At 58.3% G+C, this 14,322-nt stretch carries 10 protein-coding genes and 4 pseudogenes; 9 read left to right on the forward strand and 5 right to left on the reverse strand.

The genetic code is table 11. The annotated features are described in order from the left end of the window. The first annotated feature begins 237 nt into the window (after positions 1–237). The 5 genes and pseudogenes from VJX68_RS18635 (at position 238) to VJX68_RS18650 (ending at position 5,804) form a co-directional block, all read left to right on the forward strand. Positions 238–762 carry a cupredoxin domain-containing protein gene (locus VJX68_RS18635; protein WP_324097238.1) on the forward strand — a complete coding sequence of 175 codons (525 nt, stop codon included), beginning with the start codon at positions 238–240 and terminating at the stop codon, positions 760–762. A 186-nt stretch (positions 763–948) separates the two neighbouring features. Further along, positions 949–1,650, forward strand: coding sequence for a glutathione S-transferase family protein (locus tag VJX68_RS18640; protein WP_324097239.1), 702 nt, complete (start codon positions 949–951; stop codon positions 1,648–1,650). A gap of 36 nt (positions 1,651–1,686) precedes the next feature. Then, positions 1,687–1,809: pseudogene (locus VJX68_RS19400) on the forward strand (zinc-ribbon domain-containing protein); the annotation flags it as partial. A 3-nt stretch (positions 1,810–1,812) separates the two neighbouring features. Then, positions 1,813–5,160, forward strand: coding sequence for an ATP-binding protein (locus VJX68_RS18645; RefSeq protein ID WP_324097240.1), 3,348 nt, complete (start codon positions 1,813–1,815; stop codon positions 5,158–5,160). A gap of 35 nt (positions 5,161–5,195) precedes the next feature. Continuing rightward, positions 5,196–5,804 (forward strand): DUF924 family protein, encoded by a 609-nt coding sequence (locus tag VJX68_RS18650; protein WP_324097241.1) that lies wholly within the window; start codon positions 5,196–5,198, stop codon positions 5,802–5,804. 113 nt (positions 5,805–5,917) lie between these two features. Here VJX68_RS18650 and VJX68_RS19405 read toward each other — a convergent pair. Together VJX68_RS19405 and VJX68_RS18655 are read right to left on the reverse strand one after the other, a co-directional pair. Continuing rightward, positions 5,918–6,139: pseudogene (locus VJX68_RS19405) on the reverse strand (tyrosine-type recombinase/integrase); the annotation flags it as partial. Positions 6,140–7,137: 998 nt separating this feature from the next. Then, positions 7,138–8,121, reverse strand: coding sequence for a hypothetical protein (locus VJX68_RS18655; protein ID WP_324097242.1), 984 nt, complete (start codon positions 8,119–8,121; stop codon positions 7,138–7,140). A 316-nt stretch (positions 8,122–8,437) separates the two neighbouring features. Between VJX68_RS18655 and VJX68_RS18660 the strand changes: the two genes are divergently transcribed. From VJX68_RS18660 to VJX68_RS18675, 4 genes and pseudogenes are all read left to right on the forward strand, one after another. Then, positions 8,438–9,151, forward strand: coding sequence for a Crp/Fnr family transcriptional regulator (locus tag VJX68_RS18660; protein ID WP_324097243.1), 714 nt, complete (start codon positions 8,438–8,440; stop codon positions 9,149–9,151). Positions 9,152–9,303: 152 nt separating this feature from the next. Next, positions 9,304–9,486, forward strand: a pseudogene (locus VJX68_RS18665) (CBS domain-containing protein); the annotation flags it as partial. Positions 9,487–10,283: 797 nt separating this feature from the next. Next, positions 10,284–10,784, forward strand: coding sequence for a YybH family protein (locus VJX68_RS18670; RefSeq protein WP_324097244.1), 501 nt, complete (start codon positions 10,284–10,286; stop codon positions 10,782–10,784). A gap of 93 nt (positions 10,785–10,877) precedes the next feature. Further along, positions 10,878–11,528, forward strand: a complete 651-nt coding sequence (locus tag VJX68_RS18675) for a sulfotransferase family protein (RefSeq protein ID WP_324097245.1) — start codon at positions 10,878–10,880, stop codon at positions 11,526–11,528. A gap of 3 nt (positions 11,529–11,531) precedes the next feature. Here VJX68_RS18675 and VJX68_RS18680 read toward each other — a convergent pair whose 3' ends face one another. The 3 genes and pseudogenes from VJX68_RS18680 to VJX68_RS18690 all read right to left on the reverse strand — a co-directional run bounded on the left by VJX68_RS18680 (position 11,532) and on the right by VJX68_RS18690 (position 14,291). Then, positions 11,532–12,281: a glutathione S-transferase family protein gene (locus VJX68_RS18680; RefSeq protein ID WP_324097246.1), complete on the reverse strand. Its 750-nt coding sequence runs from the start codon at positions 12,279–12,281 to the stop codon at positions 11,532–11,534. A 97-nt stretch (positions 12,282–12,378) separates the two neighbouring features. Next, positions 12,379–13,087: pseudogene (locus tag VJX68_RS18685) on the reverse strand (SDR family NAD(P)-dependent oxidoreductase). Further along, the gene (locus tag VJX68_RS18690) at positions 13,080–14,291 is read right to left on the reverse strand and encodes a CaiB/BaiF CoA transferase family protein (RefSeq protein ID WP_324097248.1); all 1,212 of its coding nucleotides are present in this window, start codon (positions 14,289–14,291) and stop codon (positions 13,080–13,082) included. The pseudogene VJX68_RS18685 and the gene VJX68_RS18690 overlap by 8 nt, the downstream one beginning before the upstream one ends. Positions 14,292–14,322: the final 31 nt, after the last annotated feature.

Consider the following 14,322-nt stretch of genomic DNA (forward strand, 5'->3'; position numbering starts at 1 on the left):
GACAAAATCCTCAAACTCAAAGAGATCTTCAGGCATTTGTTCCGATCGCGGATTCTACTTGCGCCGCGACCGAGCGCATAGCCGCGACGCTTCAACGAGTTCAGACAGAGTTCAGGAGATGTTCAGCCCCGGTCCATTGGCGAGCGACTCAGGCTGCCTGAACATGGGCGGCGATAACGAATGATTCGCTTCAAAACGGAGGAAGCAGGAATGAAAAAGATAGCGATACTAAGTCTGATGACCGGGTGGGCGATTTTAGCCGGCGCAACACACGCCAGCGCACAAGGAAATGGAAACTCGCCGGGCTTCACCCAGGTCGTGGCACTGGACGAATGCGATCCGACCACGTTCAACGCGTTCGCGGGCCCGGACTTTTGCAAGAACGTCACGCTCGGAGCGTTCACCACGCTGGCCGATCTGCTTGCCGGGGCGGAGGCTGGAACCCCCGATCCGGGCTGGGATTTCGAACCCGACCAGGTGACGATCAACAAGGGGGACATCGTTTCCGCAGTCAACCAGGGCGGTGAGCCTCACACCTTTACAGAGGTGAAAGCGTTCGGAAACGGATTTCTGCCGCCACTCAATCCTGGCAGTGCGACCAGCGTTATCCCGGAGTGCGCGGGTGGCTTTTCCACCGTCGCCGTAGCGAGGACCCGAATTCTTCAGGGCAGCCATCTCGATATCACCGGCCTGTCGAAGGGAAAACATCTATTCCAATGCTGCATCCATCCGTGGATGCGGATGGAAGTTGACGTGAAGTGATCCGCGAGGGAGCATCTGCGTGCACCACCCCCGCTCGCGAGTGCTCCCAATCTTCCGCACTTCCGAAGAGCTGCTCCGAAGCGCTCAATCGGTCCGCCTGTTAATGCCACTGTCCACGACGCAGCGGTATGCTCTCCAACAACAGGTTAAAGTTTCATTGCTGACCAAACTCAAAGGAGACTGCTCATGAGCACGCCGAAGCTAATCACAATGTACGGGTCGCCTTGGTCCGAGCGCGCCCGCTGGGCATTCGCATTCAAAGGCTTGCCTTATGAGAAAGAGAACTACGAGCCAGGCATCGACGAAGAAAAAATAAAGAAACTGACGGGCCAAGCTTTGGTGCCGGTCCTGCTCGCGGATGGGAAGGTGATTCCTGACTCGACTGCAATCCTCGAATGGCTCGAAGATGCCAGACCGGAGCCGGCCCTCTTGCCGAGATCGGAGAAAGATCGCGCTCAAGTGACGCTTTGGGAGGAGCTGATGCTCGGCGTGCTGGGGCCTCATGGTCGGACATTAATCATCGGGCGCGAGCTCCGTATCAACGACCCCGAAGCGCAACGAAGTGGAAAGTACTTTGCAGAAAAGTACGGGCACTCAGTGTACATGGAGGAGCAGGCCAAGCTGACGCTGAGGCGCGTATTGCTAAGCCTCAAGCAGACGTTGAGCGGGCGGCAATATTTGGTTGGTGACGCATTCACTCGGGCCGACTTGACCACTGCGGCGATGCTGATGCTTCTCAGACCGGCCCCGGAGGAATTCTTCGTCTTCCCGCAGCAAGTGCGGCGGATCTATATGGACCCGCTGGCTGACGAGCCGGCCTTCTCCCCTATATTTGCCTGGCGAGACGAGATGTACAAAAGGCACCGCGGCGAGGTGGTCAAACCATAGTGCTACCGAACAACCAACGTAACTGATCGGCCACGTATGCACTGCGGCACTTGCTCTACTGAAAATCCTCAGGGGGCGAAGTTTTGCATTCAGTGTGCGGCTCCCTTCAAGCGCAAATGCCAAAAGTGCGCTTTCGAAAACCCGCCTGAAGCCAAATTCTGCATGCGATGCGCAATTGCTCTGACCGGACAAGCCGGACATCCTTCGAAGGCAACATCAGGCGCAACTCCCCCGGTCATTGGCGCAACGCTCAAGAGTTCTGAACCGCTGGAAATCGACGGTGAGCGCAAGACCGTCACCGCTTTGTTTGCCGATATCAAGGGCTCGACCGAACTGGAGCAAGACCTTGACCCGGAGGAAGCTCGCGCCATCGTCGATCCCGCCCTCAAGCTGATGATCGCCGCGGTCCATCGCTACGACGGCCACGTCGTGCAATCGACCGGCGACGGCATCTTCGCGATGTTCGGCGCTCCGCTGGCCCACGAGGATCATCCGCAACGCGCGCTCTACGCCGGGCTGCGGATGCAGGATGAGTTGCTGACGTATGGATCGAAGCTCCAGGCCGAAGGACGCGCACCGATCGAGATTCGCGTCGGCATAAACACCGGCGAAGTCGTGGTCCGCTCGATCGCTACCGGCGAGGGGCAGGTTGAATACACACCGATCGGACATACCACCAACCTCGCCTCGCGCCTGCAATCGCTCGCGCGAACCGGGACCGTCGCAGTGAGCGAGCAGACGCGCAAACTGGTCGAAGGATACTTTCAGCTCAAGCCGCTTGGACCGACCCGAATCAAAGGCGTGAGCGAGCCGGTCAACGTTTACGAGGTGACCGGCCTCGGGCCGCTACGAACCCGGCTGCAACGCTCTGCGGGGCGCGGCCTCTCGAAGTTCGTAGGTCGGCAGGCAGAAATGGAATCGCTGAAGCGCGCGGCGGATCAGGCGAAGGCTGGACGCGGGCAGATTGTCGCGGCGATGGCCGAGGCGGGGGTCGGCAAGTCGCGCCTGTTCTTCGAGTTCAATGCGGTCTCACAGTCGGGCTGGATGGTGCTGGAGGCATTCTCGGTCTCGCATGGCAAGGCGTCCGCATTTCTGCCGGTGATCGATTTGCTGCGGAGCTATTTCAAGATCACTCCCGAGGATGACGAGCGCACGCGACGCGAGAAGGTGACCGGGCGGGTCCTCTCGCTCGATCGCTCGCTGGAGGACGCACTTCCGTATCTCTATGGGCTGCTCGGTCTGACTGACGAGAACAGCCAGGTTGCCGAGGTCGAGGCGCAGACTCGCAAGCGTCGCTCGCTCGACGCGATCAAGCGCATCCTGCTGCGCGAAAGCCTCAACCAGCCGCTGGTCGTGATTTTCGAGGACCTTCACTGGATCGACAACGAGACGCAGGGATTCCTGAACCTGCTCGCCGACTCAATCGGCACCGCGCGCATCTTGCTGCTATTCAACTATCGGCCCGAGTACCGCCATGAGTGGGGCAACAAGACTTACTACACGCAGCTGCGGCTTGACCCACTCGGAATGGAGAGCGCAGACGAGATGCTGTCGGCACTGCTCGGTGACGGCAAGAACCTGGAGCCGTTGAAGCGGCTGATTCTAGAAAAGACCGAGGGCAATCCGTTTTTCATGGAAGAGACTGTGCAGGTGTTGCTCGATGACGGCGCGCTGGTGCGCAAGGGAACCCTAAAACTCACCAAGTCGCTTGGGGAGCTAAAGATACCGCCGACCGTGCAGGCTATTCTCGCGGCGCGCATCGACCGGCTCGCGCCGGATCACAAAGATCTGCTTCAGACGCTCGCGGTCATCGGCACTGAGTTCAAATTCGCACTGATCCGCAAAGTCCTGGACCAGGAAGCGAGCGCAGAACTCTCACCTACCGGCCGCGATGCGGCCGGCGTCCTGTCTCGTGAAATAACGGGCGAGGTAATAGAGAGGCTGCTATCCGAACTCCAGCTCGCCGAGTTCATCTACGAGCAGCCCTCGGTCGGCGACCTCGAGTACACCTTCAAGCACGCGCTGACCCATGATGTCGCCTACCACTCGGTGCTTAACGAACGCCGCCGCCTGCTGCACGAGCGAATCGGCGCGGCGTTGGAATCAACCTATGCCGACAGCCTCGACGACCACATTGCCAAGCTGGCTCATCACTATGCGAAGAGCGGCAATCCGGCCAAGGCGGTGAAATACTGCCTACGCGCGGTCCGTCAATGCGCCGATCTTGGCTCTAATGCTGAAGCGGTCGCACAGTTTGAGAAAGGGCTTGAACAGCTGAGCAAGCTACCCGACGACGACCGGCGCGCCGAACTGGAGTTGGACCTCAGGATCGAAGTCGCCGGGCCGCTGGGTGATAGCAAAGGTTTCAGCTCGCGTGATGTGGAGCAGTCGCAGGCGCGCGCACTGGAGGTTTGCCAGCGATCGGGTATCAACCGGCAAAAGACCTGGGCGGCACTCTTCGGAATCTTTTTCGTTCAACAACTCCGTCCCGATGTGCGCCAAGCCGAGGCGATAAGCGCCGAGCTGGTCGCACGAGCCGAGGAACACGGAAGAGCCGAATATATTGCCGAAGCGGCGAACTGGTTGGCGTACGCGAAAATGGTCTCGGGCGACTTCGAGCACGCAGCCCTCGGCCTCGATCGGGCGTGGGCGCTGCTGGAGTCCAACCCGAAGCCGGCCACGGGTCTGACACCGCAGCGTGCTGGGCAAATGACCGAGGGCCAGGCATTCGAGTGGCGTTCGGGGACTCGGCAAAACAACCGCGTCCTCTCGGGATGGAACCTGTGGTTCCTTGGTTACCCGGATCGCGCACTCGAGCGAATGAATATCGCGACCACAATCGCGCATTCCGGGCCAAAGACGATGATGGCGGACATCCACGGATTCGCCACCTACATTTATGAACTTCGTCGAGAACCTGAGCAGATGAAAGCGAGGGCAGCAGCAAGGCTGGTACTAGCGACCGAATCGGGCTTCTTCACGGGCCGCGTCCTGAGCGAAATTTATCTCGGGTGGGCAGATGCGCTGGCCGGCGACCTCAATGGCGGCATCGCGCGCATGACACTGCATATGTCGGAGTTGAAGGCCGCCGGCTCCGAGTATATCAGCGACCGTTGTTTCGCCTTTATCGCTACCGCTCTGGGACGGCTGAGCCGGTTCGATGAGGCTCTCCGCATCGTCGACGAGTCATTCGAGTTCATCGAGAGAACCGGCCAACAATATTATGCGGCGGAGCTCCATCGCCTGAAGGGCGAATTGCTGCTGGCCCAGGACTCATCGAATGCCCAAGCGGAGCTTTCCTTCTGTGCAGCTATAGAAATTTCGTGCAAGCAGCACGCGAAATCATGGGAGCTGCGAGCGACGACGAGTTTCGCGCGCTTGCTAGCGAAGCAGGGCATGCGCGAAAAGGCGCGATCGATGCTCGCCGAAATTTACGACTGGTTCACCGAAGGTTTCGATACCCCCGACCTCAAAGACGGCAGAGCGCTGCTGGAAGAGCTAGGCGGGTAGTTACTGACACCGTCGAATTGAAACGAGGTACGATCGTGGGTGAAGTTAGTGATAGCGGTAAGAGTACGGCGTCACGGGCGGAAAGCGTCCTGCTCTTTTGGTTTGCGGATGAACCGGGTTCCAAGGAAAGCATGTTTCAATCGCGCTGGTTTTTCCCGACTCCGGAATTCGACAGGCTTTGTACGACGCGGTTCCTTGCCAGCTACGAAGATGCCGCGCACGGACGTCTTGAGGACTGGAAGAACGGGCCACGAAGTTGTCTCGCCCTGGTTCTGCTGCTCGATCAATTCCCGCGCAACATGTTCCGCGGCACAGCCCGGGCGTTCGCAACCGACGCGAAGGCGCGTGAACTGACCCGCCACGCTGTCGCAGCCGGATTTGACCGCGAGTTGTCTCCGATAATGCGAATGTTCCTATACCTTCCGCTCGAACATAGCGAAAATCTGAATGATCAATTGGAGTCGGTCCGGCTCACGTTTGCACTGGTCGCGGAAAATCGCGACTACACCGAAATCCTCGAGCACGCGGAGCAGCATCTGGAAATATTCCGGCGATTTGGAAGGTTCCCAGGTCGAAACCATGACCTCGGAAGACAATCCACGCAGGAAGAAGTGAACTTTTTGAAGGACCAGAAGCGGAAGTGATTGTCAGCCATCGGCCGTGGCGCCGCAGAAACAATGTAGGGAACACTTGCTATCGCACGGCCAGTCGCCCAGAGGCCGCACGTCGCATTGCTTGGAACTACGATGCAATTGCGCTAGCGGCGGGTTCGATCTCTTTTTGAGTTCTCGGCGCTAAGGGGGGAGTTCAACAGGGCGTCTGCAAGCCGATCGGCCACGTCGCTCTCCGCGTGTTTCAGAAAGTGCGAATAGACGAGGAGCGTGATGGCGGGATTCGCGTGGCCGAGCCGATGCTGCACCTCGGTAATCGGAGCGCCGCTCGCGATCATGGCCGAAGCGCAACTATGGCGCAGCGTGTGGAATGTTACGCGCCGTAACTTTGCTCATGAGAGGGCTAGGGAAAATTGCATCTGAAGCATTTTGGCCCGCGGCATGGGCTTCCCGTCCGCCGTCGGAAAGACCAGCCCGCGACATCGAGCAGTGGCCGCAGGTCTTTCAATACATCGCGGATTTCGTGAGCCATGGAGAACAGTCGGGAGTTGCGGTACGCGGCCCGCAAAGTGCTGCGCCGTAACATTACATGGGGCTTCATCACGATAGCATTCGATCGCGATTCTCGTCTTCTCGCCGCGTTCTAGCAGCGGCTCTACGTAGCCCGCAATCAGGCACGCGCCGCGGTCGCTGCGGACGTAAGTCCACGCTCACTCCACGATCACGATTAAGCGGTCGCAGAATCCGATCAGAAAGCAAATGTGCATTGGTGCGGCAGTCCGGCCGGTTCGTCAAATCGAATTGTGCGATCGCCATGCAAAGGCCGTGATTGCTCGCGAACAGAGGCGCGGCTTGGAGATTTTCGACCGCCGCGATTGGCGCTAACGACATTGGCCAGCCGTGGTAGCCCATCGATTTCGAGGCACTCTTGTTCGATCAGGATCGGCCTCAAACCGGTCGCGGCGTTCCGGTTCTCAGCGAGGCCTGGTCGCCCTAGATCGCGCTCGTGCGAATGCTGGAGCCGTGGCCAGGGCTCTCCTCTAATATGAGCATGGAGTATTTGCAGGAGGCACGAGACATTCAAAGGAGCGAAATGCTCTATGGTGAATCAGGTTGACGGGATGGAGCTATCACAAGAAGTAAGGGAAGGAGGGCAAGAGCTTGGTTCGGCGACCAGTGCAGATGTCGCTTCAGTGCTCAACCGGATTCTCAACCGCCTCCTGGGCTGGCTTTTTAGAGCGGCGCCCGGATTCGCCACGGATCGTGAGTCGACGCTCGCAGGGTTCTATCTGCGATTCTGATCCTGGGAAGACAATTCTCTGATCGGAATCGGATCAGGGAATATGCACCAGTCGGCAGCTGCTAACTATTGCCTCGCTATATTCTCAACGGTAATCACCAGTCCAGGCATCACTCGCAGAATTCCGAATAGCGACGGCAATCCTCGATTGATTAGATGAACACCGTGCGCTGCCGCCAAACCATTTTCTCGGGAGCTTCGCTCAATCAGCGCAAAAGGTACAAAGAATGACGCTGGATGCGTTTCAGGCTTCTCCACCCGGTGGGCTTCCGCCTGAGCCGGCAAATTGCCTAGTCGAACGCGGTTGATCTCATTCTCCAGTTCTTGGCCTATTGTCTCCGCTTCGATCTTTTTGGCGTCGGCTCTTGCCCTGTCGGCATCGGCTCTTCCCCGTTCGGCATCGGTTTTCGCCCTCTCGGCGTCGCTTCTTCCCTTTTCGGAACTTCGCTTCTGCCAATTCAGCGTCAGATCGATAGCACCTGTGAGGACAGCCGTTCCTGCCATGACAGGAGCAGAAATCACACCGACGCCGCACGTAGCGAGTAAACTCAACCCACCGACGACCAAACCAGGACCCGTTGCGAGAAAGTCCACCGAACCTGCAGCAACCTGTACAGTCGGCATCGCGGCATCCGCGCCAAACGAGCGATTTGCCGCCAGAAGCGATGTAACGAGTTCTGTCAGCGCTAATGAGGTGGCTGCGACTTCGGAAAGTGGCAGCCCACCATCGAGGGCAGCGCGCATCGCCGGGTGGTTAAATCGAACAAGAAATTCGCGTGGCTCTAGCAGACTGCGGTCAAAAGGCAACATTCCGCTTTGAACGAGCTGGACCATCTCATCGTCTGAAGGATCGATTCTTCGTAAGAGGTGCGGGAGTATCTTGGCGCCATTTTGAGTTACCCAGGAATCGGCCTGTTCCAGATCTCCATCCTCTGCGTCTCCGCGTAAGAGCGACGGCCTATCGTCACTTATCTCTGCCTCGCGGATGATCTCAAGCCGATCGGGTTCGGTAAGTTTAAGAATAAACTCTCGCAATACTTCACTCGGCATCGCGGCACCTCAAGGGGCATCTTGCCCCTGACCGGCTGAGCATCGAGCGTACATTCGCCCATAATTTATCCGGAAAAGCAAAAGGCGAAATGAAGCACAAAGGTGTCTCGATTCCAGAGACGGATCATCGAGCGCGTGGTGGAATTCCTCCCCCACAGCAATATCCGCGTCGATATGGTCCCAATCAGCACCGCTGAGTATTTCAAAAAAAGCAATTGAGCCTGTGTGAATCGGTTACCGATCCCGTCGAATGAATATTTGCGCTGCGCGGTCAGCCTGATCGCGTGAGAGTGAGCCAGCCTGCTATATTGTAGCTATGGCCGCTCCTCGTGCATCGCCCCGGAGACTAGAAAGCCTCAAGAACCTCTCCTGGCTCACGGCGCGCCAGCTCGACAAGCTCTCCACCGAGCTGACGGTCAGCACGATCGAAAAGCGCGCGATCATTTTCGACGAGAAACATTCACCCGACTCCGCATACATCTTGCTCGCGGGAGTGGCACGAATCACTTGCCGCAATCGCAAGGGCCGGCGTACCCTGGTGATCATGGTCGCGCCCGGTATGGTTCCCGGCTTCCCGCCGGCGGTACCCGGCTTCAGTTACGATTTTCGCTGCGAAGCGGTTACCCCTTGTCGGATAGGGACGATCGAACTCGAGTCGTTGATCGAAATATCACTGGGCATCGCTTCGGCAGACTTCAAACGGATGGCGGCGAGCTACCAGGGCCGCTGGGATTTGGTTCAACTGCGCGGCGCAAATTTCATGAGCTGTACTTTGGAAGAGCGGTTGGCTCTTATTCTGCTGGAATTGAGTGAAACTTTTGGGGCCTCCGATGGAAAAGAGATACGGCTGACATTACCGGTCCGGCACAGGGACTTGGCTGAACTGATCGGCGCCTCGCGGCCCCGAATTACCCAACATTTGATTTTGTTCGAGCGAAAGCATCTGATTTCACGCGACGGTCGCCAACTCGTTGTCAATCGCGATCGATTGGAGAGTCTTTTGGCGCAAACTCACATTTCTGAAAATTAGCGCTGGTACCGTGGCCTAATGAAACGTGTTGAGGAGTTTGCAAGGGCCTCAGATCTAAAGCCAGGAGATCGAAACATGGGAACAAAGGTTGCGTCGGTCCTGAAGCACAAAGGTCATGATGTCGTCACGGTCGCACCGCAGCAGACGTTGCGTGGGTCGTCAAGGTGCTAGCCCAAAATCGGATCGGAGCCGTGCCGGTGATCAACGCGGAAGGTCAACTCATAGGGATCATCTCCGAGCGCGACATTATCAGCGGGATGTCAAAGCATGCAGACGCGGTGCTGACACTGCAGGTGATCGGCAAAGGCGACGCGCTGGAGCGGCTACAGGGCTAAAAATAGCTTCGTTGCGAAGTCAAAAACGGAAATTCCGGCTCCAGACCACAGGCTTTTCACGACCCTATGAATTTCCACCAGGTTCAGCCCTCCCATCCGACAACCGGAAGAGAAATTCAACACCTGGAAACAAATAGATAACAGCTGCGCAGAGTGTCGTTACTTGACCTAAAGACGACAAAGCGAAAGTACGCACACTATACTAAGGAGGACTCTCATGTGATCCGAGGTGTCAAAAAAGAAACGGTAATTTTTGGGGGTTAAACCAACTACGCCCCTGACCTTCAGGCGGATGCGCGAATTTACGACGCGCACCACGAAAATGTGCAATTTGTGCGCGCAATAAGGCGGGCGTAGGCCGCGGGATCGTCATGAGCCGACAGGCGAAAATTAGACAAGTCGGGAACCTAAAATTAGCGCCGTCGAGTGCCCACCCACTGAGTGCCCACTCCAGCGTGATCCTACATAACCTCGATTCGGAAAAACTGGCCAATTTCCTACCTCACACGACCTCAGATGACCTACCATGATCTACCGATCACGTTTTGAAGACCGGTGGGGCCAACGGGCCCCTTCCTCCTCCGTTCCTTCTCTATTAGGGACTTGCGGCGGCTCGAACAACCGGAACACGACGACGCTCCTGAATTAGTGAAACAGATTGGACGACGCCCGCAAGCGAATCTCCATGTGCTACGGTTCAAACAGCAAAGGAGTAACCGCCGTGGATTCGACCGCGGCGCGACTCCCCGGAGGCATCCGTGGAACTATCACCGCGTTGGCGAAATCCAGGTTCGTTGATGACCATAATCGCGTTGCTGTGCCTCGCGCCGGCACTCGCGCAGAACGCACGCGCGCAGTCGCAGGCTCCCAAAGCTTCGGCGGCGGCTGAGGATAGGGTCCGCAGTGCGACGATGCTTTTCTATGACGCGTTCAACAGCGCCCTGCGGGGTGACCTCGATCCGCTGAGCGCCGTATGGTCCCATCGCCCTGACGTCTCAAACCTGAGCGCGGCGGGAGGCCGAGCAGCCGGATGGAACGAAGTTCACGCGGACTTTCAAAACATGGTTCGGCTCTATCCTGGTGGCCGGATCGCTCCGCGGGACATCATTGTTATCACGGACGGAGACATGGGTTATTCGGTCTGCACCGAGACCGGCCAATTGCGTTCAGCCGAAGGTCCGATGGTCAGTTTCAATCAACGCGCAACCAACATCTTCCGGCGCGAAGACGGCAAATGGAAAATGATTCACCATCATGCGGACGCGGGTTCCACCGGTTCGCAAGGCCCCACCCGATAGTCTTTCGATTGGGCCATCGGTTTCCGCTCGGCGTCGACATCGAGGACTGAACTGTTGTAAAGGGACTCGAACACTCGGGTAGGAGTCTTTCACATGGCACTGAAAGTCGTCGGCGCAGGATTTGGACGAACCGGCACACTCTCACTCAAGAACGCGCTCGAGAAGCTCGGCTTCGGCCCCTGCTATCACATGATGGAAGTTTTTCCGCGGCCTGAGCACGTCGCGATGTGGCACGGCCTCGCGTTCGGGAATCCTATGGACTGGGACGAAATCTTCCGCGGCTTCCAGGCAACGGTCGATTGGCCCTCCGCGCGATGGTGGCGCGAAATCGCCGCTCACTATCCGGATGCGAAAGTGCTGCTCTCGGTGCGCGATCCGGAAGCTTGGTACAAAAGCATGAGCGATACCATCTACCAGCCGATGAAATTGCCCGCACCCGATGGCGCACCGGAAATCGTTCGACTCCAAAGCGAGATGATCCGGAAGTCCGTTCTCGCCGAGACGTTCGACAACCGCTTCGAAGACAAGGCTCACGCAATCGAGGTCTTCAAGCGGCACAATCAAGCGGTGCGCGACGCGATCGATCCGGCACGCCTGCTGACGTTCGACGTGCGGGAAGGATGGGTGCCGCTATGCCGCTTCCTCAACGTGCCCATCCCTGACGAACCGTTTCCGCGGCTCAACGACACCGCAACGACTCAGGCGATGATTCGGATGATGAGTGAATCGATTCGCAAAGGCTGATTGCTAGCGCCCGCGAATTGCGGCCTTGTCGCGACGTTCGGAATCGGACTGCCGCGATGATTCAAATTTCTTCAGGTACGCCTCCATGTCAGGCGCAAACGCCGCATGCTTGCGCAGCTTTGCGAAGTGGGCAAAGGCCCGAGGAAATTCGGCCTCAACGCCGGCATGCAGAATCGGTTCGAGACCTTTCTTCAGCAGCACGCCCGGTCGCGCCTTTTCGTTGAAGAACAGCGCCAGTTCCGCGACGAAGCAGATGTCCGCGATAGAGATCCTCTCGCCCACAAGGAACTCGCGGTCCGGCCACAACGCTTGGTTGATTCCAGCCGCGTAGACGGCGAATCCGTCGCGCATCCTGGAGTGAATCTCAGGTGAAACCGTTCCACTGATCAAGGAGAGCAGATAAATCTGCGAATCGCGCGCGAACACGAGACTCGCATCGAGGAAGCTGTCCACCCGCGACGCTTCATAGGCATTGCGGCCGTACAGCGGAAAGCGGCTCTCACCGAGGCGGGCCACGGCTCGCATGATACTGTTAGATTCGAAGATGCCAATCGTGCCATCGGAACTGAAGGCGGCCGGGACGGTGCCGAACGGATGCGCCTGCATGAAGGCATCTGTCTTGTGTAGAGTTCCAGCGAAGCCGACCTTGCCAGTCCTGGTGTCATCGGACGCAGCGAGCTCGCTGCCCGAGAGCGGCCGCGCGTCAAAGTCCCATAGCCATGATTGTAGCTCTTTCGGCGAGCTTCCCCTCACCTCAACCTCGACACCGCAAAGACGCGCCGCGATTGTAGCCTTCCAAATGCGTGGATTAGGCAAATACGAAAATATTCGCAGGTCACTCATGAGACGCTCACCAGGTTTCGCGAAAGGGCCTGACCTCGACGTTGAATGACCAGGCACAGCGCTCCTGATGCGCGACGTGCCACACTTCGTCGGCGATCGCAGCGGGTGTGATGAAGAATTCGCTAGGAGCTTCGGGAAAACGCTTGCGCGTCCACTCCAGGTCGATAACGGCGTCGATCAGTAAATAGGCTACGTGCACGCCTTTGGGTCCCAGCTCGCGGGCGATGGATTCCGCGAGGATCCTTTGCGCGGCCTTGGTCGGCGCGAACCCGGCAAAGCTGGCCTTGCCGCGAAGAGCCGAGGTATTGCCGCTGGCGATGATAGCACCTTTCTCCGGCGGCGACCATCGCGGGCGCCAAGCGCAGCGCCAGATACAACAGCGCCATCGTATTCACCTGGAAGTTCTGAGTAAGCACCTTGGGATCGATTTCCATGAAGTTGCCGAAAGCGCCGCCGACCGCGTTGTGGACTAACACCTTGGGTGCACCGAGTTCGGCGCGTATCGCGTCGATAGTGGCGTCGAGTTGCGCTTCATCGGTGACGTCGCATTGATATGCATGCGCGTTATCAATGTCCCGTTCGAGCGCGGCGAGACGCTCGCGATTTCGCGCCAACATCGCAACCGCGTATCCGCCGCGGGCGAAGCGGCGCGAGATCGCCGCGCCAGTTCCAGGACCTACCCCGGTCACGACTGCAACCGGATTCTTTTTATCCACCAGCGGATTCCTTCTTCGCTTGATTGTGCACGACCCGAGTGCTCTCGAGCCGCGCGATATCGTCGGCCTGATAGCCAAGCTCGGCGAGGATGGCCGTGTTGTCCGCGCCGAGCAGGGGCGCAAGCGTGCGGACTGTCGCAGGCGTGCGATCGAAGCGAGCCGCCGCCCGCGGCATTCGCACCTTCCCAAACGCCTCGGTCTCAAACTCTTCAAGAATCTGATTCTCGCGGACTTGCTCGTCTTGCAACAATTCGAAACGGCTTCGGACCGGCGCTGATGGAACATCGTTGGCGAGCAACCGCGGCAGGATCTCGTCGGCGCGCCATTTCTCGAGCTCCGTCGAGGTTATCGTGCGGCGCTCGACCGCGTTTATCGACCGGTCGCGCGCGGTCTTGAAGCGGGGATCGTCGATCAGCTCCTGCCGATTGAGCGCGCGGCACATGCCGGCCCATTCGTCGTCCGACAATGCAGCCGCGGTTATGTAACGGTCCTGCGTGGCGAACACGAGATCGGGACCGACCTCGCCGTCCGACGGATCGGTCTCGGCACCCACAAAGGTCAAGCTCGGCATCGCTTCGGGCCACATATAGGAAATCATCGCGTCGAGCATCGAGAGCTGCACGTGTTGTCCTTCACCGGATCGTTCGCGCGTGAAAAGCGCCGCGGTTATCGCCTGGGCCGCGGTCAAGGCCGTGGTGTAGTCCGCGATAATAGTTCGCACCATCCTTGGGCGCCCGGTCTCCCTGTCACGCTGAATATCAGCGAGGCCAGACATAGCCTGGATCACCGGATCATAGGCGCGTTGGTTGACATAGGGGCCCTTCGTTCCATACCCGGTGATCGACACATAGACAATGTCGCGCCGGATAGCTCTGACTGCCTCTTCGCCGAGACCCATGCGCTCTGCGATTCCGGGCCGGAAGTTATGAACGAACACTTGCGCGCTAGCTATCAGCTTATTGACGATCTCGAGACCTTCTGCCGACTTGAGATCGACCGCCAACGAACGCTTGTTGCGATTGCAGGATAGGAAGGAGGCGTTCATCCCATTGCGACCGCGGCTGAAGTGACGCATAAGGTCGCCATGCGGCGACTCGACCTTGATAACGTCGGCGCCCTGGTCGGCAAGCATCATGGTCGCGACCGGTCCCGCGACCATGGTCGTGAGATCGAGTACTCGCACTCCGTCCATCGCACCCGCCATTTTCCTACTCCTTCTCACTGTTCGGTTTCAC

Origin of the sequence: Binatus sp. (SeqCode) (genome assembly GCF_035272065.1) — a bacterium.
GTDB lineage: Bacteria > Desulfobacterota > Binatia > Binatales > Binataceae > Binatus.

What these genes read in the sequence shown, in the direction of transcription:
- VJX68_RS18675 (WP_324097245.1), top strand. Translation starts at nt 10,878, where the DNA reads ATGGCACTGAAAGTCGTCGGCGCAGGATTTGGACGAACCGGCACACTC.
- VJX68_RS18640 (WP_324097239.1), top strand. Translation starts at nt 949, where the DNA reads ATGAGCACGCCGAAGCTAATCACAATGTACGGGTCGCCTTGGTCCGAG.
- VJX68_RS18645 (WP_324097240.1), top strand. Translation starts at nt 1,813, where the DNA reads ATGCGATGCGCAATTGCTCTGACCGGACAAGCCGGACATCCTTCGAAG.
- VJX68_RS18655 (WP_324097242.1), bottom strand. Translation starts at nt 8,121, where the DNA reads ATGCCGAGTGAAGTATTGCGAGAGTTTATTCTTAAACTTACCGAACCC.
- VJX68_RS18660 (WP_324097243.1), top strand. Translation starts at nt 8,438, where the DNA reads ATGGCCGCTCCTCGTGCATCGCCCCGGAGACTAGAAAGCCTCAAGAAC.
- VJX68_RS18670 (WP_324097244.1), top strand. Translation starts at nt 10,284, where the DNA reads ATGACCATAATCGCGTTGCTGTGCCTCGCGCCGGCACTCGCGCAGAAC.
- VJX68_RS18635 (WP_324097238.1), top strand. Translation starts at nt 238, where the DNA reads ATGACCGGGTGGGCGATTTTAGCCGGCGCAACACACGCCAGCGCACAA.
- VJX68_RS18690 (WP_324097248.1), bottom strand. Translation starts at nt 14,291, where the DNA reads ATGGCGGGTGCGATGGACGGAGTGCGAGTACTCGATCTCACGACCATG.